The following is a 22,892-nucleotide window of genomic DNA, read 5'->3' on the forward strand; positions in this document are numbered from 1 at the left end:
CCGATGGGAAGCGTCTCGGCAGCCCTTTATCCGTTTTTCACTCGAACGTGTGTTTGGCGCAACCTTTCGAAAGCTACTACCGTTGTCCAGCTAGGGAGAACATTCGAGAGGGGCCGACGTGACCACGACCGCAGACAGCGCCACCATCACCGCCCGGGACCACCGCTCCCAGAGCCGACTTGAGCCGGTGCATGCCATGAATGACTCAGTCACGAACGCGGACGGGCCCGAGCCCGGGCGACCCGGGCGGTCCTTGCCCGGGAGGCCGCCAGGGATCAGGGCGGACAGCTCCGGGCTCACGGACCGGCAGCGGCGGGTCATCGAGGTCATCCGGGACTCCGTGCAGCGCCGGGGCTACCCGCCGTCCATGCGGGAGATCGGCCAGGCGGTGGGCCTGTCCAGCACCTCGTCCGTCGCCCATCAGCTGATGGCCCTGGAGCGCAAGGGGTTCCTCCGCCGGGACCCGCACCGGCCCCGCGCCTACGAGGTGCGCGGATCGGACCAGCCCAGCACCCAGCCGACCGACACGACGGGGAAGCCCGCCGCGTCCTACGTCCCGCTGGTGGGCCGGATCGCCGCCGGTGGGCCGATCCTCGCCGAGGAGTCGGTCGAGGACGTCTTCCCGCTGCCGCGCCAGCTCGTCGGCGACGGCGAGCTGTTCGTCCTGAAGGTCGTCGGTGACTCGATGATCGAAGCGGCGATCTGTGACGGCGACTGGGTCACCGTGCGCCGCCAGCCGGTCGCGGAGAACGGTGACATCGTCGCCGCGATGCTGGACGGCGAGGCGACGGTCAAGCGCTTCCGCCGTGAGGACGGGCATGTGTGGCTGCTGCCGCACAACGCCGCGTACCAGCCGATCCCCGGTGACGAGGCGACGATCCTCGGCAAGGTGGTGGCGGTGCTGCGGCGGGTGTGAAGAGCGCCGGCCGTCGATCTCGACTCGCACCTCCAGGGCCCCGGACGCTGTACGCCGATCCGGGGCCCTGCGGTGTCTCCTGGCAGGGCCCGTGAGGCTACGGCCCTTCCTACCCGCCGTCCGCCGTGGCCAGGGCATCGATCGCGGCGAGCGAGCGGCGCGCCTGGTTGCGGTCCGTGGTGTACCAGAAGTCCGGCAGTGAGGCGCGCAGATAGCTGCCGTACCGCGCGGTGGCGAGCCGGGGGTCGAGCACGGCGACGACACCCTTGTCGCCGGTGGCCCGGACCAGTCGGCCCGCACCCTGGGCCATCAGCAGTGCGGCGTGCGTCGCGGCCACCGCCATGAAGCCGTTGCCGCCGGCCTCCTCGACCGCCTTCTGGCGTGCGCTCATCAGCGGGTCGTCGGGCCGGGGGAACGGAATCCGGTCCATGACCACCAGCTGACAGCTCGACCCGGGCACATCGACGCCCTGCCAGAGTGAGAGCGTGCCGAAGAGGCAGGTGTCCGGGTCGGCGGCGAAGTTCTTGATCAGCTCGCCGAGGGTCTCCTCGCCCTGGAGCAGGATCGGCTTGTCCAGCCGTCCCCGCAGTTCCTCGGCGGCTGACTTGGCCCCCCGCATGGAGGAGAACAGCCCCAGCGTGCGGCCGCCCGCCGCCTCCACCAGCTCGGCCAGCTCGGCCAGCATGTCCGTACGCGACCCCTCGCGCCCGGGGGTGTTCAGATGACGGGCGACATAGAGGATGCCCTGCTTCGGGTAGTCGAACGGGGAACCGACGTCCAGCCCCTTCCACTGCGGGACATCGTCGCCGGCGGTGCCCTCGGGAGCGAGCCCCAGGGACGCCCCCACCCCGTTGAAGTCCCCGCCGAGCTTCAGCGTGGCCGAGGTCAGGACCACGGAGCGCTCGGCGAACAGCTTCTCGCGCAGCAGCCCGGATACGGAGAGGGGGGCCACCCGCACCGAGGCGCCGAACCGGTCGTGCTGCTCGTACCAGACGACGTCGTACTCCGAGCCCTGGGTGATGCGCTCGGCGACCCCGTGGATCGACTCGACCGAGGCCAGGGCCTGCTTACGGACCGCGTCCTCGTCCTGGACCGACTTGTCACGGGTGGCGCCCATCGCGGAGATCACCGTACGGGCCGCGTCGCGCAGCGCCATCAGCGCGTATTCGAGGTCTTCGGGCACCTCCTCCAGCCGGCCCGGGAGTGCCAGCTCCATCACCCGCTCGAACCCCTCGGCGGCGGTCTGCAGGGCGTCGGCGGCCTTCTCGTTGACCAGCTTCGCGGCCCGGCGGACCGCCCGGTTGACCTGGGCCGGGGTCAGCTCGCCGGTGGCGACGCCGGTGACCCGGGAGACCAGCTCATGCGCCTCGTCCACGATCAGCACCTCGTGCGAGGGCAGCACCGGAGCGCCCTCGATGGCGTCGATCGCCAGCAGCGCGTGGTTGGTGACCACCACATCCGCGAGCTTGGCGCGCTCACGGGCCGCCTCGGCGAAGCACTCGGCGCCGTACGCACACTTCGTCGCGCCCAGGCACTCGCGCGAGGAGACCGAGACCTGCGCCCAGGCCCGGTCCGAGACGCCGGGCGTGAGGTCGTCCCGGTCGCCGGTCTCCGTGTCGTCCGACCAGTCCCGCATCCGCAGCAGGTCCTGGCCCAGCTTGCTGGAGGGCGCCGCCGCCTCGAACTGGTCGAAGAGGCCCTCCTCCTCGTCCTGCGGGACCCCTTCGTGCAGCCGGTGGAGGCACAGGTAGTTCGACCGGCCCTTGAGCATCGCGTACTGCGGGCGCCGGCGCAGCAGCGGATGCAGCGCCTCCACCGTGCGCGGAAGGTCCCGCTCCACCAGCTGGCGCTGGAGGGCGAGGGTGGCCGTGGCCACGACGACCCGCTCCCCGTGTGCCAGCGCGGGCACCAGGTAGCCGAGGGACTTGCCCGTGCCGGTACCGGCCTGGACGAGCAGGTGGGATTGGTCGTCGACCGCCTCGGCGACGGCCTCGGCCATGGTGACCTGGCCGGGCCGCTCCGTACCGCCGACGGCGGTGACGGCGGCGTGCAGGAGCTCGGGGAGGGATGGCTTCGTCATAGCCCGACCACCCTACGGCGCACCACTGACAACGATGGTCACCCCCGGATCCGGGCGGCGGGGTGCAGCGGGTTGGGAACCGTGCCGTGGATCGCCGCGTGCGGGCGGCTGGAGCGGTCGCGGTAACCGTCCACGTGCAGTCGGTTGCGGTTGAGACAGAGTCGTTCGATCTCGGGGGTGAGCATGTCGAACAGCTCGAACCGCTCCTCGAGCTCCGGGAAACGGGAGTGGTGGCGGACGATCTCCGCCCGGACGAGTGACCAGAACGTGTCCTCGCTCACCCCCAGCTGCTGTTCGCAGAGCGGGGACAGATAGCGGAAGACGCCGACGAAGAGTCCGGCGTGGATGAACTGGGTGAGGAAGGACGGCTCCTCGGTGAGCAGGACCGTGCGCACCTCCTCGGGCATGGTGTCGTGCTCCGGCAGTCGGCGGGCGCTGACGTTGACGTCGTCGACGAAGTCCTTGATGGCGAGGCGTACGGGTACGTCGTTCTCGTCGAAGACGACGATGGCGTTCTCGCCGTGCGGGGAGAACACCGTGCCGTAGCGGTAGAGGAAGTGCAGCAGGGGCGGCAGCAGGGCGGCGAAGAGGCGGGTGAGCCAGGCGGCCGGGGCGAGGCCGGAGCGCTCGACGAGTTCGGCGGTGAACGCGCGGCCCGCCGGATCCGTATGGAGGAGGGAGGCGAGCGTGCGGGCGCGTTCGCCGGGTGCGAGGCGGGGCGGCAGCGGCTCCCGCCAGATCGCGCCGAGGATTTCCTTGTACTGGTACGGGGCTTCGGGGAGGTGGTCGTAGAGCGGGTGTTCCACCGTGACGGAGGCGACCTCACCGAGGAGGATGACCCGGCAGGTGTCGCGCAGGAACGGGTCGCCCTCGCACAGGCCCTGGACCCAGGCGGTGACGGCGGGGGCCGCGAGGGTCCGCTCGGTCGGCAGACCGCGCCAGACCAGGGTGTTGAGGATGGAGAGCGGCAGCTTCACCGTGTGCCGGTCGGGGCGGGCCACATTGGCGAACGTACGGACGGACTGCTGCGGCAGGCGCGCGTCACCGTCGGTCCGCAGCGCCACGATGTCCCCGTCGGCGATGGCGGGGGCGAAGAGCGGAACGATCCACTCGTCCCACTGCCAGGGGTGCACGGGGAGGTAGAGATAGCCCTCGGGGTCGAGCCCCCGGGCGTGCAGTTCGGCGGCGAACGAGGCCCGGACGGAGGGGTCGAGCTCCTCGGCGTAGAGATGCTCCGGGGTGGTGAGGTGGCCCACGCCCCGGTACTGCGCGATGCGGGTGCTCACCGCGATCCACGGCAGCTGGAGGGGGCTGCGGGTCTCGGGGGTGAAACGGGCCGCGTCGGCGGCGGAGAAGCCGAGCCGCCCCTTGCTCGCCACCAGCCAGGGGTGGCCGGTCTGGTGTCCTTCGAGCTCGGCGTAGCCCACGTCGGCGAGTTGGTCCGCGGTGAGGGCGCTGTGCTCGAGCCGGGCGTCGGCGGAGAGCGTGAGGGTCACCTCGCGGATGAGGTGGCCGAGGGTGGCGCCGTCGAGTCCGAGGAGTCCCCTGGCGCGGGCGAGGAACCGCAGCGGGTCGCGGAACGGCCGGGCCACCTCGGACGAACCGTTGGAGGACGCGCTGGGTGACGGCGAACCGTTGGGCGAGGGCGAGCCGTTGGGCGAAGGGGAGACGTCGGGCGAGGGCGAGCCGTTGGAGAGGGGGCTCGCGGGCCGGTGGACGGTCTCGATGGAGTCGGGGTCGACGCGCCAGCTGCCGTAGACGCCCCGGCGGGCCGAGAAGCGGAGCTGCGTACCGTCGTCGAGCGACAGCGAGTGCACGCTGCCGCCGGGCTGTCGTACGGGCTCGATGATCTCCTCGTACGCGAACTCGCCGAGCATCTTGGCGAGCAGCCGCGCTGCGGCCCGGTCCCAGACCTGCCGGTTCAGCTCCGGCGGGCTGAGCAGCGGGTGGGGCTCGACTGAATCATGGCTCGCGGGATATGTCGGCACGGGGACTCCTCCGGGTGGAACCGATGGGGTTCGAGCGGTGTGGACGGTGCGGAGCGATGTTCACAGGTGATCACGGTGCGTTCGGTCGCGGATCATGAGGGCGGCACGTTTGTCGGGGAGGTCCACTTCCGCGGAGAAGCGGAATCCCGCGCTCAGAAAGGCCGATACGGACGGGGTGTTGCGCAGATCGGGCTCGGCTACGACCCGGCCGCAGCGCGGCAGGTTGTCCAGGACGAGGTCGGCGACGGCGCGCAGCAGAAGGGTGCCCACGCCCCTCCCCCGGCTGTTCACGCCCCCGATGAGGAGGTGGATCCCGGTGTCGTGGAGACGGGCGGGGTAGTGGCGGGCCAGCGGGTCCAGATCGGCGCGGTAGATCTCCCAGTAGCTCATCGGGGTTCCGTCGAGGACACCGAGGCAGGGGATGGAGCGTCCGTCCCCTTCGAGCTGCGGCCGCAGATGGTCCGCGGTGACGGATTCGGGCCCGGCGAGCTCCCAGAAGGCGGCGACGGCGGGGTCGTTCATCCAGCGGGTGAGGACGGCGAGATCGCGTTCCAGGACCACCGGGACCAGGTGGAAGACCCCGGCATCGGTGGTGGCTCCGGGCCAGGTGGCGGGGTCACCGAGCAGCTCGCCGGTGACTTCGTGCCGTACTGCCGCCGCTCTGTTCCGGTCCTCGCCGGTGAGGGCGAGGAGCTCTTCGGTGAGCTTCAGCTCAAGGGTGTCCTCGGTGCCGGTGCCGGAGGCATGGGACGGGGCGGCGGTTTCCTGGTCGCCGGGCCCGGAGCCCGGTTCCGCAGGCGCCGCTTCGGACTCCGCGGGCGCGTCGGCGGGAGGCACGGTGACACTCTCCTCTCTGGGGCGGCCGGCCGGCTCGTGATGACGGCCGGGCCGCTCAGGCGTGCAGCGGGTTGGCGATGGAGACGTAGACGGACTGGGTGTCGACCGGGCCGACCAGCTCGTCGAGTCCGTGGAGCCGGGTCAGCAGGTTGGCCTTGCAGCGCAGGTGGCGGTTCTCCAGGAGATACGCGGGCAGCGGCGAACCCAGTTCCGCCGTGTCGGTGAGGAATCGGCGGAAGGCGGCGAGGAGGACCTGCTCGTCGGCGAGGCGCTGGGCACCGAACGCGCCGATGAGTCCGAGGACGTTGTTGATGCCCAGGTAGTAGGCGAACCGCTCGTCGGTGACCGGGTCGGAGACGAAGGTGTCGCTGACCGAGCCGATGCCCGGGAGCCGCCGTTCCAGTTCGTCGCGGCGGGAGTCCCGGAAGTAGTAGCCCTGGTTGTCCCGGTAGCGCCCGCCGACCGGCCAGCCGTCGCGGTCGAGCAGGACCAGGGTGTTCTGCTGGTGGGCTTCGAGGGCGACACCGGCGTGGGCGTCGAGCCACAGGACGGGTCGTACGACACGGTCCAGGTAGCGCCGGAACCACTCGGCGGAGACGTCCGCGGCCGGCCGGCCGGTGCGTTGGGCCAGGGCGGCGACGGCCTCGGCGAGCCGGGAGCGCATCCGGGGCCGCCCGGGCCAGGGGCGTTGTGCGGTGAGTCCGGCGATACACACCGCGTCGTCGCCCGGACCGAAGGGGTTCTGACGGAGCATCACGTCGAGGCCGGTGACGGGGGTGCCCTCGGGGTCGTCGACGGCGAGCCAGGCGGGGTCGCGGACGATGTCGAAGCCGGGGTGCTCCCGCTGCCAGCTGTCGGCCAGTCCGGTGGAGAGGAGGCGGTGGACCTCGACGCCCCGGTGCAGCTCCTTGCGGAGGTTCTCGCGTCGGGAGTTGGTGATGCGTACGCCGAGCGAGAGCTTGAGCATCACGCGGGCGCCGGGGCGGTGCACGGTACGGATGGACGAGGTGGGGTGCCAGTGCTCGCCGTGCGGACCGAGGTCGTGCAGCAGGCCGGTCTCCTGGAGCGCCGCGACCTGCGGGCGGCTCAGCAGGTCGGCGGCCTGCCAGGGGTGCAGGGGGACGGCGACGGTGCCGGGCGGCAGGCGCAGCCCTTCGCGGTGCGGGGCGATGAGCTCCTCGGCGGACGCGGCGCCGCCGTCGCTCCAGGCGGAGTCGGTGGCGGTCAGCGTACGGTCCACGGCGAACCAGTGGAGCGGGAAGGAGCCGTGGAGCTCCGGCGAATAGCGCCGGGACTCGGCCTCGGAGAGCCCTTCACGGCTCTTGGGGGTGGGGTGGAGCGGGTGGCCGAGGAGGAGGGACTGCTCGGCGGCGAGGAAGAGGCCGGCACCTGCCGGGTCGGCGGGGCTGCGCCGGCGCTGTTCGACGAAGCCCGCGGTGTGGCGTACGGAGTCGGCTACCCGGGCCACCAGGTCGGCGGAGCCGTTGCGCTCGGCTTCCCGCCCGATGAGTACGGCGACGGTGACGGCGTCGGCGGGCGGGGCCTTCTCGGGGGCACCTTCCAGGACCGGTGCGCCGAAGCGGTGGGCTCCGGTGGCGGACCAGTAGTGCACGGGGACGAGCAGGGCGGTGCCGGTGGCGGGGAAGGCGATGCGCAGGATGTCGCCCTCGGGGCGGGGCAGGTCGTTCTCCCGGGTCCAGCAGCGCAGCAGGCTCTCGGTGCCCGCGGCGTCGGCGACGCGCGACGGGTCCGGATGGTCCAACAGGTCGGGTTCCCCGTGGACTTCGTCACCCAGGAGTCCCGGAGCGCCGGGCTCATTCGGGGTGCCGGGTCCGCCCGCGCGGGGCGTGGGGGCGTGTGCGGAGACCTCGCCCGTGGGGGTGTGGGCGGGGTCGCTCGTCGGGGTGTGGGCGGGGTCGCCCGAGTCGCCCTCGTACGGTGCTTTCTGGCGGGGCACGGTCGTCGCCTCGACCGTGCCGGGGGCGGCCGGTCCGTCCTGCCCTCGGTGCTGGGGGGTGCCGGGGCCGTCGGCCTCGGACGCGGGGGTGGGGTTCACGGCGGTCTTCCTTGTGTGGTTCCGGGGATCAGGTGGTCGGCCCGGCGGCCCCGCGGTGCGGCGAACGCTCCGCGGCGGCCAGCGCGTCGGCCAGACGGTCGACGACGGCGCTCGCCTGCTCGTCGGTGAGGGTGAGTGGGGGCAGGAGGCGGACCACGGCGCTGTGCCGGCCGCCCAGTTCGACGATGAGGCCCCGGTGCAGGCACTCCTGCTGGACGGCGCGGGCGAGAGCCGGGTCCGGCGGTGGGGCCGGGGCACGGTCGCCCGCCTCGGCCGCCAGGGGCGCGGCCTCGGGGTCCACCAGCTCCAGGCCGATCATCAGTCCACGCCCCCGTACGTCGCCGATCCCCGCATGGTCCGCCCGCAACGTCCGCAGGCTGTCGAGCATTCGGGCGCCCAAGGCCGCCGCACGCTCCGCCAGCCCGTTCTCCCGGACGTACGCGAGGGTGGCCGCGCCCGCCGCCATGGCGAGCTGGTTGCCACGAAACGTACCCGCGTGGGCGCCCGGCTGCCAGAGGTCCAGCTCAGAGCGGTAGACGATGACGGCGAGCGGGAGGGAACCGCCGATCGCCTTCGAGAGGACCATGACGTCCGGCACGACACCGCTGTGCTCGACCGCCCAGAAGGCACCGGTCCTGCCGACGCCGGTCTGCACCTCGTCGGCGATCAGCGGGATGCCCCGGGCCCGGGTGATCTCGCGCATCCTGCGCAGCCAGGCGTCCGGAGCGGGGTTGACGCCGCCCTCGCCCTGGACCGGCTCCACGATCATCCCCGCCGGGGCCGGGACCCCGCCCTTCTCGTCGTCCAGCAGGTGCTCCGTCCATCGCGCGCCGAGGGCGGCGCCGCGCTCACCGCCGATCCCGAACGGACAGCGGTAGTCCTGCGGGAAGGGCAACCGGGTCACCCGGACGTCGCGGGCCCCGCCGGAGGCTTCCAGCGCCCCGGCCGTCATACCGTGGTACGCGCCGGTGAAGGTCAGCAGGCCGTCGCGCCCGGTGGCGGCGCGGACCAGCTTGAACGCGGCCTCGACGGCGTCCGTACCGGCCGGGCCGCAGAACTGGATGCGGGCGTTCTCCGCGAACTCGCCCGGCAGGGTGGCGAACAGCTCGGTGGTGAAGGCGTCCTTGACCGGGGTGGCCAGGTCGAGCACGTGCAGGGGGGCGCCGGAGTCGATCACCTTCCGGATGGCTTCGAGCACGACCGGGTGGTTGTGGCCGAGCGCCAGGGTGCCCGCGCCCGACAGACAGTCCAGATAGCGCCGTCCGTCCGCGCCCTCGATGGTGAGCCCGCGCGCCCGGACCGGGACGATCGGCAGGGACCGCGCGTAGGTGCGGGCGGCCGATTCGCGCAGCGACTGGCGGCGGAGGATCCCCTCGTGCGCGGGAGGCGGTACCACCGGAGCGGGTTCGGTCACGGACACGGCTCTTGATCCTCCTGCGGTAACAGTTGTGTTGCACGTCGGTACGTTTTCGCGCGGACGGAGTGCGGGGGTGAACGCTGTCCGGGTGTCCCCCGTACGTACCAACGACGCCGACCGCAAGGGATCACGGGTAAATCGGAACATCCTTGCGGGCGAGGAACCGTGGACCTGCCGCGTGCCGTCCCCATCGGCACCGGCATAGTGGGGGCCGCGCCGGGGGGCGGAGCACCTGCTCAGCGGCCCCGAAGTGTCCGAGAAGCAGCACGGAGTACCGAGTGACGAAGTCCCAGGGGGATCACCACATGCGACCCATTCGCCCGACCGACACCGCACGCCGCGGCAGGCGCGTACGGCGCGTGCCCTCCGGCGTGCTCACCGCGACGGCGGTCGCCGCCGTCCTCGCGCTCACCGCCACCGCCTGCGGTCCGGAGGAGGACGGCGCGGGCGGTACGACGCCCAGCGCCTCGGCCGGCCAGGCGGACGGCAAGGTCACCGTTCCGGACGACCTCAAGGACCGGCTCAGGGAGCACGGGATCGACCCGGACAAGTGGCGGGACGGCGAGTGGAAGAACTGGGACAAGGACAAGTGGCTGCGTGAGGCCAAGGACTTCGTCAACCCGGTCATCGACGGCCTCTGGGACCCGGACCGGATGCGGGACGCCGACAGGCCCCCCGAGGCCCCGGTCGACAGCGACATCTCCGGTGACGACGGCGTGACGGACCCGACGCCCGCCCCCGTCCAGGCGGCCGGTGTCGCAACGCCCTACCACGACAACGCGCCGGAGTCCGGAAAGCTCCTCTTCGACGGTCCCCTGGGCTCGATGGTCTGCTCCGCGACCGTGGTGAAGGACCCGGCGAACCCCGGCAAGTCCAACATGGTGTGGACCGCCGGGCACTGTGTGCACGCCGGCAAGAAGGGCGGCTGGTACCGCAACATCGCCTTCGTCCCGTCGTACAACAACGACGGTCTGTCCGTGGCGGAGCTGGAGACCGCGCCCAAGGAGAAGATCGCGCCGTACGGGGTGTGGTGGGGCCGGTGGGCCCAGACATCCGAGCAGTGGATCGCCGAGGGCGCGGCGACCGGCGGACAGGGCGCCCCGTACGACTTCGCGGTGCTGCATGTGACGCCGGAGGAGGGCTCGACCGGCAAGTCGCTGGAGGAGACGGTCGGTTCGGCGCTGCCGGTGGAGTTCGACGCTCCCGCCGTGCCGCAGATCGCGGACCTGACGGCCACCGGCTACCCGGCCGCGCCGCCGTTCGACGGCCAGAAGCTGCTCCGGTGCCAGGACGAGCCGGGCCGGCTGTCGGTCCGTCAGGACCAGCCGACGATGTACCGGATCGGCTGCACCATGACCGGCGGTTCCTCCGGCGGCGGCTGGGTGGCGGCCGGTCAGGACGGCAAGCCCGCGCTGGTCTCCAACACCTCGATCGGCCCGGTCTCGGCGGGCTGGCTGGCCGGTCCCCGGCTCGGCGAGGAGGCCGAGGGCGTCTACCGCGCGGTCAGCGAGAAGTACGCGGGCCGGTAGGCCGGACAGTGTCCCGCCCGGACGGCCGGCTCATCCGTCGGCCGGCCCGGGTCGCTGGTCGGCCTCCTGGACGGCGTCGAGCTCCGCGGCCCCGTCTTCCCAGCGTCGGCGCCGCTCGGTGAGGGACTGCTCCCACCAAGGGGTGCCGCGTTCACCGAGGGCCACCTTGGCCGCGTGCACCCGGCTACGGGCCAGCTTCTCGGCCGCCGGGTCCTGGGTCCGGTGCGAGGCGGCCACACCGCGACGGGCCGCCATGAGGTGACGGCGCAGGCCGGCGGCGACGTCCTCGGGAATCTCCGGGTCCGTCGCCCGCCAGCGCCGCCCGTTCACCACGATGTGACGGCCGTCGGGGGTCCGCTCCGGCTGGTCGGCGTCCATCAGGCCATGGTGCCCGAAGGATGCCGGTACCGGTGCGATGGCATGCGGGCGCACCCCGTCAGAACGGCATGTGACCACGGGCGCGGCGACCGGCCGAACCGCTGCGGCCGACAGCCTTGGAGCTGCTGCGGAAGGGCTTGCTGAAGAGGCGCCCCAGAGGACCGGGCGCCTTGCTGCCGGCGCGGGAGCCCAGGCCCAGCGTGCGCTGGGTGCCGCGCTCCGGATGGCGCGAGAGCTTGGGGACGAAGAAGGCCAGTACGGCCAGGACGACGCAGACGGCGACTATTCCGACGATCAGCATGAATCCTCCTCTGGTAGGGGCGTGCCGTCGTCGTATGCCCGGCGCTCGGCCGCCCAACCTCCGCCGGGTCGGATCGTTCCGCGGCCCGGGCGGGGCCGATGTTCGGCGTTCCGGCGGGTACACGGAAGGCAACCGAGCGCCGGATTCCCGTGCGGCCGAACGACCGAGAGGCATGGCGATGACCGATTCCACGATGAGGGCGGTGGGCTGGGCGCAGTCCTTCCCCATTTCTGAAGGAGTGCGTGCGGGACGCCACTGGGCGCGCGAGCACCTCGAAACCCTGGAGTGGGCCAAGGACGCCCCCGACACCGTGGATTCGGTGCTCCTCGCCGTCTCCGAGCTCATCACCAACGCGCACAAGCACGCCCACAGTGACGCCCAGCTCGTCCTGACCTGGGACAGCGCGTGTCTGCATGTCAGCGTCCACGACTCCAGTCCGCAGCCGCCCACACCGCGCAAGGCGGATCCCACCGCACTCGGCGGCCGGGGTATGGCCATCGTCGACGCGCTGGCCGACAGCTGGCAGCACCATCCGCAGCGGGAGGGCAAGACGGTGACCGCGTGCTTCGTGCCCCCGGGGTACGAAGCGGCGGCGGCCGGTTCCGGTGCGCACGACGACCGTGCGTGAACGAACAGGACGCCCTACCCGGTCTCTTCCGGGTCGGGCGTCCTGCGTCATGGCCTGTGCCGTGCGGTGATCAGTGCGCGGCGGGGACGAAGGTCCCCAGCTCCGCCGCCAGTTCCTCGTGGACCTGGGCCTTGAGCAGGGTGCCCTCGGCGGTGTGCTCCTCGGAGAGGACCTCACCCTCGGCGTGCACCCGGGAGACCAGAGCCCCCTGGATGTACGGCACGAGCACCTCGATCTCGACGGACGGGCGCGGCAGCTCGGCGTCGATGAGCGCGAGCAGCTCGTCGATTCCGGCACCGGTCCTCGCCGAGACCGCGATGGCGTACTTCTCGTTGCGCAGCAGCCGCTGGAGGACCAGCGGGTCCGCCGCGTCCGCCTTGTTGATCACGACGATCTCGCGCACGTCCACCGCGCCGACATCGCGGATCACCTCACGCACCGCGGCGAGCTGCTCCTCCGGCACCGGGTGCGAGCCGTCCACCACGTGCAGGATGAGATCGGACTCGCCGACCTCCTCCATGGTGGAGCGGAACGCCTCGACGAGGTGGTGCGGCAGGTGCCGTACGAACCCGACGGTGTCGGCGAGGGTGTAGACACGGCCGCTCGGTGTCTCGGCCCGGCGCACGGTCGGGTCCAGGGTGGCGAACAGGGCGTTCTCCACCAGGACACCGGCTCCGGTGAGGCGGTTGAGCAGCGAGGACTTGCCCGCGTTGGTGTATCCGGCGATGGCGACGGAGGGCACCTTGTTGCGCTTGCGCTCCTGCCGCTTGATCTCACGACCGGTCTTCATCTCCGCGATCTCCCGGCGCATCTTCGCCATCTTCTCGCGGATCCGTCGCCGGTCCGTCTCGATCTTGGTCTCACCGGGACCGCGGGTCGCCATGCCGCCACCGCCGCCGGAACCGGCGCCGCCCATCTGGCGGGAGAGCGACTGGCCCCAGCCGCGCAGCCGCGGCAGCATGTACTGCATCTGCGCCAGCGAGACCTGCGCCTTGCCCTCCCGGGACTTGGCGTGCTGGGCGAAGATGTCGAGGATGAGGGCGGTCCGGTCGACCACCTTCACCTTGACGACGTCTTCCAGGTGGATCAGCTGGCCGGGGCTGAGCTCACCGTCGCAGATGACGGTGTCGGCCCCGGATTCGAGGACGATGTCACGCAGCTCCAGCGCCTTGCCGGACCCGATGTAGGTCGCCGGGTCGGGTTTGTCGCGCCGCTGGTACACCGCGTCGAGCACCTGGGCGCCCGCCGTCTCGGCGAGTGCGGCGAGCTCCGCGAGGGAGATCTCCGCGTCACGCACCGTCCCCGAGGTCCAGACACCGACCAGCACGACGCGCTCCAGGCGCAGCTGCCGGTACTCGACCTCGGTGACGTCCTCGAGCTCCGTGGAGAGACCGGCGACGCGCCGCAGGGCGGCCCGCTCGGAGCGGTCCAGCTGGTCGCCGTCGCGCGCTCCGTCGATCTCCTGGCTCCAGGCGACGTCCTCTTCCATCAGGGCGTCGGCCCGAAGGCTCTCGGTGAGGCTCTCGGGGATGTTCTCCGTGGCGCTCTGCGCGTCCTGCGCGTCCTGGGGAAGGGAAGAAGAGGAGGTCATTGGTTCCTTACGTCGATAGAAATCTTTACACCAGTCACAACGTGTGATCCGTCCGGAAGATTCCCGATCATTCCCGCCGGGGATCCGGAGCGGTCTCGCCGTGCCGATGTGTCGATGGTGGCACGGCCCCGCGGGGCCCGTCACTGGGGTTTTCCCCCGGCCTCAGGGGGTGGCAGCGGGTGCGGCGGCACGCCAGTCGGGGTGTCCGGGCATCGATGGTGTCTTCTTCCCGTACAGCCAGCTCTCGAAGAAGGACGTCAGGTCGCGTCCCGCGATGCCGGACGCCAGCCGGGTGAAGTCCGCGGTGGTGGCCGTACCGTCCCGGTGGATCCGCACCCAGGCGCGCTCCAGCCGGTCGAAGGCGGCCGCGCCGATCTCCTGGCGCAGGGCGTAGAGGACCAGGGCGCTGCCGTCGTAGACGACGGGCCGGAAGAGGGAGAGTTTCTCCCCCTCGGCCGGGCCGTCCGGGCGCGCCGGCGGTCCGCCGTTCGCCCGCCAGCCGTCGGAGAGCTTGTACGCCTCACGCATCCGGCGCTCCAGCGTCCCTCCCCCGTTCTCCTCGGCGTACCGGGCCTCGTACCAACTGGCGTGCCCCTCGTTGAGCCACAGGTCGGACCAGGAGGCGGGTGAGACGCTGTTGCCGAACCACTGGTGGGCCAGTTCGTGGACCATGACGGAGTCGACGTACCACTCGGGGTAGGCGGGCTCGGTGAAGAAGGACTTCCCGAACAGCGAGATCGTCTGGGTCTCCAGCGCGAAGCCGATGGGGCTGTCGGCGACGAGGACTCCGTACGTCTCGAAGGGGTAGCGGCCGACCTGCCGTTCCATCCACTCCAGTTGGGCGGGGGTCTTCCTCAGCCAGGGCTCCATCTTCTCGCGGTCGGCCGCCGGGACGACGTCGCGCAGGGGCAGTCCGTGCGGGCCGGTGTGGTGGTGGACGGCGGACCGGCCGATGGAGACCTGGGCGAGCTCGGTGGCCATGGGGTGCTCGGTGCGGTAGGTCCAGGTGGTCGTGGCGCCGTGTCGGGTCCGGCCGGCGGGCAGCCCGTTGGCGACGGCCGTGAGCTCCTGGGGGGCGGTGACGCGGAAGGTGAAGTGCGCCTTGTCCGAGGGGTGGTCGTTGCCCGGGAAGACCCGGTGGGCGGCGTCGGCCTGGTTGGCCATGGCCAAGCCGTCGGCGGTAGGGATCCAGCCGCCGTTGCCCGCTGTTCCGGCCGGGTCGCTGGTGTGCCGGACGGTGATGTTCAGGGGTACGCCTGCGGGGAGGCCGCGGGGGGTCCGGACGACCAGGTCCTCGTTCTTGCTGCCGAACTCGGCGGCCCGGCCGTTGACCTCGACGCCCTGGACGGTGCCCCGGGCGAAGTCGAGGTTGATCCGCTCCAGCGGCGCGGTGGTGCGGGCCCCGATCCTGGTGACGGCGTCCAGGGGCTCGGTGTTGTTGCCGTGGTACGTGAGGGCGATGTCGTACGTGAGGACGTCGTACCCGGGGTTGCCCAGTTCGGGGAAGAGCCGGTCGCCGATGCCGAGGGGCTCGGGGTCGGGCAGGGCGGCGGCGACGAGGGTGAGCGACGCGGTGGCCAGGAGGGCGGCCCGCAGGCGGCGGGAGAGGTGCGGCATGGACTACCGCTATCAGCGCCGGGCGCTCTCCCGGTGGTGCCGCGCGCCGCACCACCCGAACGTGGCGGGGGTCAGCCGGTGGCGGCCGGGTGCTGGGCGCGGCTGACGTCGTAGACCCCGGCGACCTCGCGCATGGCGCGCATCAGGGCGGGGAGTCCGGCGGCGTCGGGGAGCTGGAGGGTGTAGGTGTGCCGGACGCGCTGTTCGCTGGGCGGTTCGACGGTGGCGGAGACGATCGCCGCGTCGGCCGTGGCGATCGCCTCGGTGAGGTCGGCGAGGAGCCGGGGGCGCCCGAAGGACTCGGCGACGAGCGTGACCCGGCAGGCGGCGGTGTCGCTCCAGCCGTCCTCGTCGCGCCAGCGGGCCGCGACCGGTGCGCGGCCGATCTCCCGCATCCGGGCGACGGCGGGACACCCGTGGCGGTGCACGGTGACGGCGCCGCCCCGGACGACGAAGCCGATCACCTCGTCCGGGGGCACCGGCGTGCAGCAGCCGGCCAGGCGGGTGGGGCTCCGGTGGCCGTCGACGACGACGTTGGCGGCGCTCCCCGTGGATCTGGTGCGTGCGGGCGCGGTGGACTGCGGGCTCTCCCCCACGGGCTCGGCCCGGCCCCCCGCTCCTCCTGCCTCCGGGCCCGGGTCGTCGGGGTGGGCGGAGAGCCAGCCGGTGATCGCGATCCGGGCGGCGGGGGTGCGGGCGTGTTCGAGCCATTGGGGGGACGGGCCGGACGCGGTGTCCTGGGCGAGCAGCAGCTGCACGGTGTCCCCGTCGCCGAGCTGGGTGCTGAGGGTGGCGAGACGGCCGTTGACCCGGGCGCCGATGCAGGCGTGCGCCCGCTCCCCGTGCTGGGCGTAGGCGGCGTCGACACAGCTGGCCCCGGCGGGCAGGCCGAGGGTCTTGCCGTCGGTGAGGAACACGGCGATCTCGCGGTCCTGGGCGAGGTCGGCGCGCAGGGTGGTCCAGAAGGTGTCCGGGTCGGTGGCGGACTCCTGCCAGTCCAGCAGCCGGGAGAGCCAGCCGGGCCGGGTCGGGTCGGCGCGCTCGTCGGACGGTTCGGCCTGCTGGGCGGTGGTGCCGTCGTGGGCGTAGGGGTTGCCCAGGGCGACGACGCCCGCCTCGGCGACCGTGTGCATCCGGTGCGTGCGGATGAGGACTTCGGCGACCGCGCCCTCGGGGCCGACGACGGCGGTGTGCAGCGACTGGTACAGGTTGAACTTGGGGGCGGCGATGAAGTCCTTGAACTCGGAGATCACCGGGGTGAAGCAGGTGTGCAGCTCACCGAGGACGGCGTAGCAGTCGGCGTCCTCGCCGACCAGGACGAGCAGCCGGCCGAAGTCGGTGGGGCGCAGTTCGCCGCGTTTCCTGCGGACCCGGTGCACGGAGACGAAGTGGCGTGGCCGGATGAGGACTTCGGCGCTGATGCCCGCTTCCCGCAGGGTGGCCCGTACGCTGTCGGCGATGGCGGCCAGGGGGTCCGCCTCACCGGTGGCGGCCACGATGAGGGCGCGGGTGTCCTCGTACTCCTCGGGGTTCAGGATGGCGAAGACCAGGTCCTCCAGCTCGGTCTTGAGCGCCTGTACGCCGAGCCGTTCGGCCAGCGGGATGAGGACGTCCCGGGTGACCTTGGCGATCCTGGCCTGCTTCTCTGGGCGCATCACGGTGAGCGTGCGCATGTTGTGCAGCCGGTCGGCCAGTTTGATCGACATGACCCGGACGTCGTTGCCGGTGGCGACGAGCATCTTGCGGAACGTCTCGGGCTCGGCGGCGGCCCCGTAGTCGACCTTCTCGAGTTTGGTGACGCCGTCGACGAGGTAGCAGACCTCTTCGCCGAACTGCTCGCGCACCTGATCGAGGGTCACCTCGGTGTCCTCGACCGTGTCGTGGAGCAGCGAGGCGGTCAGGGTGGTGGTCTCGGCGCCGAGCTCGGCGAGGATCAGGGTGACGGCCAGCGGGTGCGTGATGTACGGCTCGCCGCTCTTGCGCGTCTGGCCCCGGTGCGAGGACTCCGCGAGGACGTAGGCCCGGTGGAGGATGCCCAGGTCGGCGTCGGGATGGTGGGCCCGGTGCGCGTCGGCGACATGGCCGATGGCGTCGGGCAGCCGGTCGCGGGAGACCGGGCCGAGCAGCGCCACCCGGCCCAGTCTGCGCAGGTCGATCCTGGGCCGGCTGCGCCTGCGCGGCACGGCGGCGGGATCGGCGGCCTCAGCACTCATCGGGGCACCTCCGGCGGGGTCGTCCGGCGGTGGGGAGAGGCGGACGCCTCTCCGGGCCGGTGCTTGATGCTACCGACCCCACCACGTGGCGCAGTCCGGCTCTCGCCCGGCGTGAAACGGATCACCCATTCGAGCGAAGCTCCGACCGACCACGGTTTCGAACCGGAAACCGCCCGGCGGTCGGCCGACGAGGGGCCGGGAGCTGAGCCGGCGCCGCCCGGCGGTCAGCCGGTCGCCGCTTCGAGCCAGGCCGGGTCGATGGTGCCCTCGGCGACGATCACCGCGGCGCCGGTCATGTCGACCGAACCGTCCGGGTGCTCGGTGATGGTGAGGGTGCCGCCGGGGAGATCCACCCGGTATGTCGCGGGGAGCCCGGTCACCGCCGGGTCCCGGCCGTCCCGGCGGGCCGCGGCGACCGCGACGGCGCAGGCCCCGGTGCCGCAGGAGCGGGTCTCGCCGGAACCCCGCTCGTGGACCCGCATCGCGACATGGCGCGGGCCCCGGTCGACGACGAACTCGACGTTGACCCCGTCGGGGTAGACCGCGGCGGGGCTGACCGGAGGGGCGGAGAGCAGGTCGCCGGCGTGAGCGAGGTCGTCGACGAAGGCGACGGCGTGCGGGTTGCCCATGTTGACGTTGCGGGAGGGCCAGCTGCGCTCCCCGACGGCGACCGTGGCGCTCTCCCCGGGCAGCACGGCACGCCCCATGGAGACGGTGATGTCGCCGTCCTTGGCGAGGTGCACCCGCTTGATGCCACCGCGCGTGGCGACGGCGAGAGTGCCCTGCTCGACGAGGCCTTCGCGCTGGAGGTGGTGGGCGAAGACGCGCACCCCGTTGCCGCACATCTCGGCGACCGAGCCGTCCGCGTTGCGGTAGTCCATGAACCACTCGGCCCCGTCGGCCATGTCCTGGGCCTCGGGATGGGCCGCGGAGCGGACGACGTGCAGCAGGCCGTCCCCGCCGATACCGGCCCGGCGGTCGCAGATCCGGGCGACGACGGAGGCGGGCAGCGCGAGGGCGTTGTCCGGGTCGGGGACGATCACGAAGTCGTTCTCGGTGCCGTGACCCTTGAGGAAGGTGATCTGCGAAGTGCTCACAGGGCAACTGTACGAGCCACCACGGACACTCCGCGAGGCCGGACACGCCGGGGGCGTCAGCGCAGGCGGGCCACCCGCCAGACGGCGAGGGCGACGAGCCCGGCCCCCATGGCGACGTACAGGGCGATCACGCGCCAGTCGAGGCGGTCGCCCGATCCCCTGGCCGGCAGGCCGGGCCAGGTGTGCCCGACGCGGCGGGCCGCCATCATGCCCCAACCGGCCGCGCAGCAGCTGATCAGGAGCCCCAGCATGGCGACGACGGCGCCGCCGTCACCGAACTCGAAGGCGAGCGGGAAGGCGAACATCAGGGAGCCGACGGCGGCCAGCATCACGATGGGTGCGAGCTGCCAGATCCGCAGCCTGCGGGCGGGCCGGAGCTCGACCTCGACCTCCGGGGCCACGTGCTGCTCGTCGGGCCCGTCGGGGCTCAGCCGTCCCGCGCCGTCCTGCGGTGGCGGTACGTCGTGCTGCTCCGTGTCGCGAGGGCCGGCCTCCATCGCCACGCGCCCTCCCAACTCGGACTCCACTGGTGGATCGATGCTCGATGATGGCACGATCACGGGTGCCGGACTGCCGGGCTGAGCTTCCCGATGCCATCACGTGATCAGGCTGTTATAGCCCCGCTTTGGGGTTTATGCAGGTCAGACGCCTGCCGCTGGTCGGCGAGTCAGCGCGAGGTGAGCGATAGCCCCAGGTCAGCGCCGGATTGACCGGTCGCGACCAGTCCGAAGAAGGAACCCTCTCGATCATGTCGAACAAGCTGAGGTTTCCGCCACCACTTCGCCTCGCCTCCAACGCCCTTGGACAAGGCATCCCCATCACCGACGTCGCAGACGTCGCCACCGCGGCCCGACTTTCCGATTGTTTCAGAATGATGTTCGTAGACGTCGCAAAGAAATGATATTGCAGGCGAGTTCGAGGGGGGTGTGTTTGTGGGGACATGCCTGCACGCGTTGAGGGGCTCGACGTTGCCGCCGCGTGCCGGTCACCCCGCGTCCGTGGCCGGACGTCCGCTCCGGCGGAGACACGCCGACGGGAGTGGTGGGGCGGCCCGGGAACCTCGGGGGATTCGGCCCCCGGGCCGCGCGGCCCCGGCGTCCTGCGGTGCGCAGGTACGTCGTGGCCGGTCTGGGTGCGCGGCGCGGACACTGTGCACATGTCCGCACCGGGCGTCGCAGGGTCACAGAACTCGGCTGTGCTGTCCGGCATCTCCCCCTGGCCGGGCATCACGTCACGGCGTCATCGGACGGGACCCCCAGTCCTCCCGTTACGCCGCACGTGGCCGGCGGCACCATGGGCGGAGCGCGGGTCGCCGTTCGCCAGCGCGCCCGTGATGGCCCGCACCAGCCAGCCGTTGAGGGACAACCGCTCCTGGGTGGCCGCTTCCTCCGCCCGGTGCTTCAGCGGCGTGGGCAGCCGGAGATTGATGCGGCACACACCTCCGTCGTCCTCGGCCGCGTACGCCGGGGGCGCCTGTGGTGCGAACGGCGCAGGTTCGTCGCCGTGCCGTCCGGCAGGCGCCGCGAGGCCTCGCGGCGCCGGAGTGAAGACGAACTCCGGCCTCAGTCCGTTCAGTCGTACGCTCACCGAGCCCGGAGCCAGTTCCCGGGTGATCTCGGCGGCGACGTCCGACAACACGGTCAGCAGTGTCAGGCACATGCTCGCGTCCAGCGCGAGCCCGAGCCGGTCCGCTGCCGCACAGGGCTCCCCGTCCTCGGCGACGGCCGCGGCGGCGAACTCGTGCCGGATGTCGGTGACGTACGGCGTGAGGTCCATGCCCCCAGGATGGCACAAACATGACGCCATTTCGAGCCCTCATGGCGCCAGATGTGGATCGGCAGCACTCGAAGGCCCCGCGAGTACCTCTCCTGCCCGGACAGCCGGGCCAGCTCCGGCTTGACCAACCGCACACCGGGGGCGGCGTCCCGCCGACATGACACCACCCGCCGGGGCGGACTCCTGATACCCCTCGCGCCATGTTGGCGCCGCAGTCAGCGCCGCCGACCGGCCACGCGACGGGCTCGCGGAGCCCCCGGCCCGCGCCGCCGCACCCCGCCGGGAGCCACTCGGCGGTTCGCCGGAGGCGCCGATGGGGCCTGGAAATCGCCTCGTTCACGGAGCCCGGCGGGGCAGACTTTTTCTTCCAGGGGCCCTCCTGGATATCCGGTTTCTCGCAAATCTCTCCGGACACCATCCGTGCATTGCGCTCGTAATATCCGCACGCCAACATGAAGGGAGCATCGGGATTCGGCGGATCCGGGATAAGGACTGTACGAACGACGTCCCGTCGGCAGGACATCGAGAGCCGCACCCGAAATCATTCCCAGGGCACGGATGCGCCACCATGCCGGGCACCCAAACCACCGTGGAATCGTCAGCATTCTCCGAGCAGATCACCGAGGAGCGCCGTATGTTCGTCCCCCGTCAATACCGCGAACCGGACACGTCGTGGATGGCCGATCTGATACGCACCAATCCGCTGGCCCTGCTGGTGAGCAACGGCAGCCCCGAGACGGGGCCGCTCGCCACGCACCTGCCCGTCATCGTCGACCCCGCGGCGGACGCCGTTCCGGCGGCAGACCTCGCGGGGACGACACTGCTGGCGCACATGAACCGGGCGAATCCGCACTGGTCCGCGATCACGACGGACAGCACCATCCTGTTGACGTTCACCGGCCCGCACGCGTATGTGTCCCCGGCCGTCTACGAAATGACGCCGGCGGCACCGACGTGGGACTTCACCTCGGTCCATGTACACGGGACCGTGGAGAAGATCGAGTCGATCGAGGAAACCCTCAAGGTGGTGCAATCGACCGTGCGCGCCTACGAGTCGGAGTTCGGCCATGGGTGGGACATGACCGAATCGCTCGGATACTTCCGCAAGATCGTGCCCGCTGTGGGCGCCTTCCGGGTTCTGGTGTCGGGGGCGGAGGGCATGTTCAAACTGAGCCAGGAGCAGGAATCCCACGTACGGGACCGTGTCCACAAGTCGTTCGCGTCGAGCGGATGCACCCGGCACCGCGCGACGGCCGAACTGATGAGTCGGCTGCCCTGAGAAACAGGCACAGCCTTCGACGCACGGCGGGGGCAGTGCCGTTGCCTGCCTCCGCCGCTGCCAGGACCATCAGTCCGTGAGCGCGATCCGCCCAGCCGAGCCCTGCAGGACTCGTTCGGCTGCGTCGTCCAGGGTCGACAGCACCCACTGGTCCAGGTCACTGCCGAGTTGGGCAGCCGCCTTGTGCCACCACTGCAAGCGACTGTCGGGCACGGCCAGGCGCCGCGTGGCGTCCCCTTCCTCCTCCTCGCGCCGCGAGTCGCCCTCCCGCTCGACGCGTACGGCGTTGCGCAGCTGCTTGGTGGTCCACTTCATCCGCTCCGCCCGGTCCAGCCACAGCTCCTGTTCGTCGACAAGGAGGGAGGCCAGTTCGGCGTGGTGCTGGAAGCTCAGGGCCGCACGGCGCCGATGGAACTCGAAGCGGCGCGACACCCAGGCGTAGTTGCGCAGGGTCTGGTACTGCAGCCCCGCAGCACGGATCCCGCGCTGATATCGGTCCACATAGTGGTCCTTTCCGTACACCAGCCAGTCACCGAGCCACCAGGACGAGGAGTTGAGGATCCCGGAAAGCTGACGGCCGGCGCGTTCCCAGTCGTCGAAAGTGAGTCCCGCCGGTATCTGGAGTCCGACCCGGGTGGTGAGCACCTGATCACGGTGCACTTCGTGACCACCAGATCTTCGCTGCCGCAGGCCCCCTTCCGAAACCTTGCCGAACAGAACGACCGTCTGGCCTTCGAGCTCATCGGCTGGGTTATGCATGGCACCTCCATACGTCTCGACCACAAAGGTGAATCGGCCCGTCGTATCAGCGCTCACGGAGACCTTCCGGCCGAGGAAGTTCTGCGAACGCATTCAGCCGAAGACCCCAGTTCACCCGACTGTGCTCCCTGTGACGAAAGATCCCGATGCGTATCATCGAGAGGAGTCGGCCACAGGGAGCTCACGCCATCGGGTCGTTCCGAGTAGAGCCCGAAACCCGTGGCTGATTCAAGGATCTTGGCGCCATCAGTCACCACTTTGCGGAGTTCGAACAATGACCCGAACCTGCGAGTCGGTCATATTTGGCGTGAAGATGCCCCAGAGTCAAGGGGAGGCAAAGTCGCAGAGGGGGGCCGATCGGACTTTCCGACCATGCGCAGGCCGGCCCCGCCCCTTCTGCGTCCGTGCGTGTCATCCCCGTCCAGGACCA

At 71.5% G+C, this 22,892-nt stretch carries 18 protein-coding genes; 4 read left to right on the top strand and 14 right to left on the bottom strand.

Annotation, left to right across the window (positions count from 1 at the left end; translation table 11 throughout):
• Positions 1–118 precede the first annotated feature (118 nt).
• A complete protein-coding gene (gene lexA / locus ACIQAK_RS22665; RefSeq protein ID WP_366390707.1) occupies positions 119–916 on the top strand; it encodes a transcriptional repressor LexA in 798 nt (265 codons plus the stop codon).
• A 109-nt stretch (positions 917–1,025) separates the two neighbouring features.
• Here lexA and ACIQAK_RS22670 read toward each other — a convergent pair whose 3' ends face one another.
• The 5 genes from ACIQAK_RS22670 to ACIQAK_RS22690 are packed head-to-tail and all read right to left on the bottom strand — an operon-like array spanning position 1,026 to position 9,297.
• Entirely contained in the window at positions 1,026–2,996 is a 1,971-nt protein-coding gene (locus tag ACIQAK_RS22670; protein ID WP_366390708.1) for an ATP-dependent DNA helicase, read from the bottom strand.
• A 38-nt stretch (positions 2,997–3,034) separates the two neighbouring features.
• A complete protein-coding gene (locus tag ACIQAK_RS22675; RefSeq protein ID WP_366390709.1) occupies positions 3,035–4,984 on the bottom strand; it encodes an IucA/IucC family siderophore biosynthesis protein in 1,950 nt (649 codons plus the stop codon).
• Between the two features lie 60 nt (positions 4,985–5,044).
• The gene (locus ACIQAK_RS22680; protein ID WP_366390710.1) at positions 5,045–5,821 is read right to left on the bottom strand and encodes a GNAT family N-acetyltransferase; all 777 of its coding nucleotides are present in this window, start codon (positions 5,819–5,821) and stop codon (positions 5,045–5,047) included.
• 55 nt (positions 5,822–5,876) lie between these two features.
• Complete coding sequence (locus tag ACIQAK_RS22685) at positions 5,877–7,877, bottom strand: IucA/IucC family protein (protein ID WP_366390711.1); 2,001 nt, start codon at positions 7,875–7,877, stop codon at positions 5,877–5,879.
• Positions 7,878–7,905: 28 nt separating this feature from the next.
• Positions 7,906–9,297 carry a diaminobutyrate--2-oxoglutarate transaminase family protein gene (locus ACIQAK_RS22690; RefSeq protein ID WP_366390712.1) on the bottom strand — a complete coding sequence of 464 codons (1,392 nt, stop codon included), beginning with the start codon at positions 9,295–9,297 and terminating at the stop codon, positions 7,906–7,908.
• A gap of 302 nt (positions 9,298–9,599) precedes the next feature.
• Between ACIQAK_RS22690 and ACIQAK_RS22695 the strand changes: the two genes are divergently transcribed.
• The gene (locus ACIQAK_RS22695) at positions 9,600–10,823 is read left to right on the top strand and encodes a trypsin-like serine peptidase (protein WP_401848782.1); all 1,224 of its coding nucleotides are present in this window, start codon (positions 9,600–9,602) and stop codon (positions 10,821–10,823) included.
• 30 nt (positions 10,824–10,853) lie between these two features.
• Here the strand turns inward: ACIQAK_RS22695 and ACIQAK_RS22700 are convergent, their stop codons facing one another.
• Both ACIQAK_RS22700 and ACIQAK_RS22705 read right to left on the bottom strand, forming a co-directional pair.
• Positions 10,854–11,201 carry a hypothetical protein gene (locus ACIQAK_RS22700; protein ID WP_366390713.1) on the bottom strand — a complete coding sequence of 116 codons (348 nt, stop codon included), beginning with the start codon at positions 11,199–11,201 and terminating at the stop codon, positions 10,854–10,856.
• A gap of 58 nt (positions 11,202–11,259) precedes the next feature.
• Positions 11,260–11,502 carry a DUF6411 family protein gene (locus ACIQAK_RS22705; protein WP_366390714.1) on the bottom strand — a complete coding sequence of 81 codons (243 nt, stop codon included), beginning with the start codon at positions 11,500–11,502 and terminating at the stop codon, positions 11,260–11,262.
• Between the two features lie 178 nt (positions 11,503–11,680).
• On the opposite strand from ACIQAK_RS22705, the gene ACIQAK_RS22710 reads away from it, so the two are divergent.
• Positions 11,681–12,130 (top strand): ATP-binding protein, encoded by a 450-nt coding sequence (locus ACIQAK_RS22710; RefSeq protein WP_366390715.1) that lies wholly within the window; start codon positions 11,681–11,683, stop codon positions 12,128–12,130.
• 70 nt (positions 12,131–12,200) lie between these two features.
• On the opposite strand, the gene hflX is transcribed toward ACIQAK_RS22710, so the two are convergent.
• From hflX to ACIQAK_RS22740, 6 genes are all read right to left on the bottom strand, one after another.
• Positions 12,201–13,721, bottom strand: a complete 1,521-nt coding sequence (gene hflX, locus ACIQAK_RS22715) for a GTPase HflX (RefSeq protein WP_366390716.1) — start codon at positions 13,719–13,721, stop codon at positions 12,201–12,203.
• Positions 13,722–13,883: 162 nt separating this feature from the next.
• On the bottom strand, positions 13,884–15,338 hold the full coding sequence (locus tag ACIQAK_RS22720) for a M1 family metallopeptidase (protein ID WP_366390717.1): 1,455 nt from the start codon (positions 15,336–15,338) through the stop codon (positions 13,884–13,886).
• Between the two features lie 71 nt (positions 15,339–15,409).
• A complete protein-coding gene (locus ACIQAK_RS22725; protein ID WP_366390718.1) occupies positions 15,410–17,551 on the bottom strand; it encodes an HD domain-containing protein in 2,142 nt (713 codons plus the stop codon).
• A 224-nt stretch (positions 17,552–17,775) separates the two neighbouring features.
• On the bottom strand, positions 17,776–18,648 hold the full coding sequence (gene dapF, locus ACIQAK_RS22730; RefSeq protein ID WP_366390719.1) for a diaminopimelate epimerase: 873 nt from the start codon (positions 18,646–18,648) through the stop codon (positions 17,776–17,778).
• Between the two features lie 56 nt (positions 18,649–18,704).
• Entirely contained in the window at positions 18,705–19,145 is a 441-nt protein-coding gene (locus tag ACIQAK_RS22735; protein WP_366390720.1) for a hypothetical protein, read from the bottom strand.
• A 742-nt stretch (positions 19,146–19,887) separates the two neighbouring features.
• The gene (locus ACIQAK_RS22740; RefSeq protein ID WP_366390721.1) at positions 19,888–20,424 is read right to left on the bottom strand and encodes a hypothetical protein; all 537 of its coding nucleotides are present in this window, start codon (positions 20,422–20,424) and stop codon (positions 19,888–19,890) included.
• A gap of 589 nt (positions 20,425–21,013) precedes the next feature.
• Between ACIQAK_RS22740 and ACIQAK_RS22745 the strand changes: the two genes are divergently transcribed.
• A complete protein-coding gene (locus tag ACIQAK_RS22745) occupies positions 21,014–21,703 on the top strand; it encodes an FMN-binding negative transcriptional regulator (protein WP_366390722.1) in 690 nt (229 codons plus the stop codon).
• Between the two features lie 69 nt (positions 21,704–21,772).
• On the opposite strand, the gene ACIQAK_RS22750 is transcribed toward ACIQAK_RS22745, so the two are convergent.
• On the bottom strand, positions 21,773–22,348 hold the full coding sequence (locus tag ACIQAK_RS22750; RefSeq protein ID WP_366390723.1) for an LmbU family transcriptional regulator: 576 nt from the start codon (positions 22,346–22,348) through the stop codon (positions 21,773–21,775).
• Positions 22,349–22,892 lie beyond the last annotated feature (544 nt).

It is taken from the genome of Streptomyces sp. NPDC088706 (assembly GCF_044752765.1).
Classification (GTDB): domain Bacteria; phylum Actinomycetota; class Actinomycetes; order Streptomycetales; family Streptomycetaceae; genus Streptomyces.

Excerpts from the sequence above, each read along its gene's own strand:
- ACIQAK_RS22695 (WP_401848782.1), top strand. The coding sequence starts at position 9,600 with ATGCGACCCATTCGCCCGACCGACACCGCACGCCGCGGCAGGCGCGTA.
- ACIQAK_RS22705 (WP_366390714.1), bottom strand. The coding sequence starts at position 11,502 with ATGCTGATCGTCGGAATAGTCGCCGTCTGCGTCGTCCTGGCCGTACTG.
- hflX (WP_366390716.1), bottom strand. The coding sequence starts at position 13,721 with ATGACCTCCTCTTCTTCCCTTCCCCAGGACGCGCAGGACGCGCAGAGC.
- ACIQAK_RS22735 (WP_366390720.1), bottom strand. The coding sequence starts at position 19,145 with ATGGAGGCCGGCCCTCGCGACACGGAGCAGCACGACGTACCGCCACCG.
- ACIQAK_RS22670 (WP_366390708.1), bottom strand. The coding sequence starts at position 2,996 with ATGACGAAGCCATCCCTCCCCGAGCTCCTGCACGCCGCCGTCACCGCC.
- ACIQAK_RS22720 (WP_366390717.1), bottom strand. The coding sequence starts at position 15,338 with ATGCCGCACCTCTCCCGCCGCCTGCGGGCCGCCCTCCTGGCCACCGCG.
- ACIQAK_RS22725 (WP_366390718.1), bottom strand. The coding sequence starts at position 17,551 with ATGAGTGCTGAGGCCGCCGATCCCGCCGCCGTGCCGCGCAGGCGCAGC.
- ACIQAK_RS22700 (WP_366390713.1), bottom strand. The coding sequence starts at position 11,201 with ATGGACGCCGACCAGCCGGAGCGGACCCCCGACGGCCGTCACATCGTG.
- ACIQAK_RS22710 (WP_366390715.1), top strand. The coding sequence starts at position 11,681 with ATGACCGATTCCACGATGAGGGCGGTGGGCTGGGCGCAGTCCTTCCCC.
- ACIQAK_RS22740 (WP_366390721.1), bottom strand. The coding sequence starts at position 20,424 with ATGGACCTCACGCCGTACGTCACCGACATCCGGCACGAGTTCGCCGCC.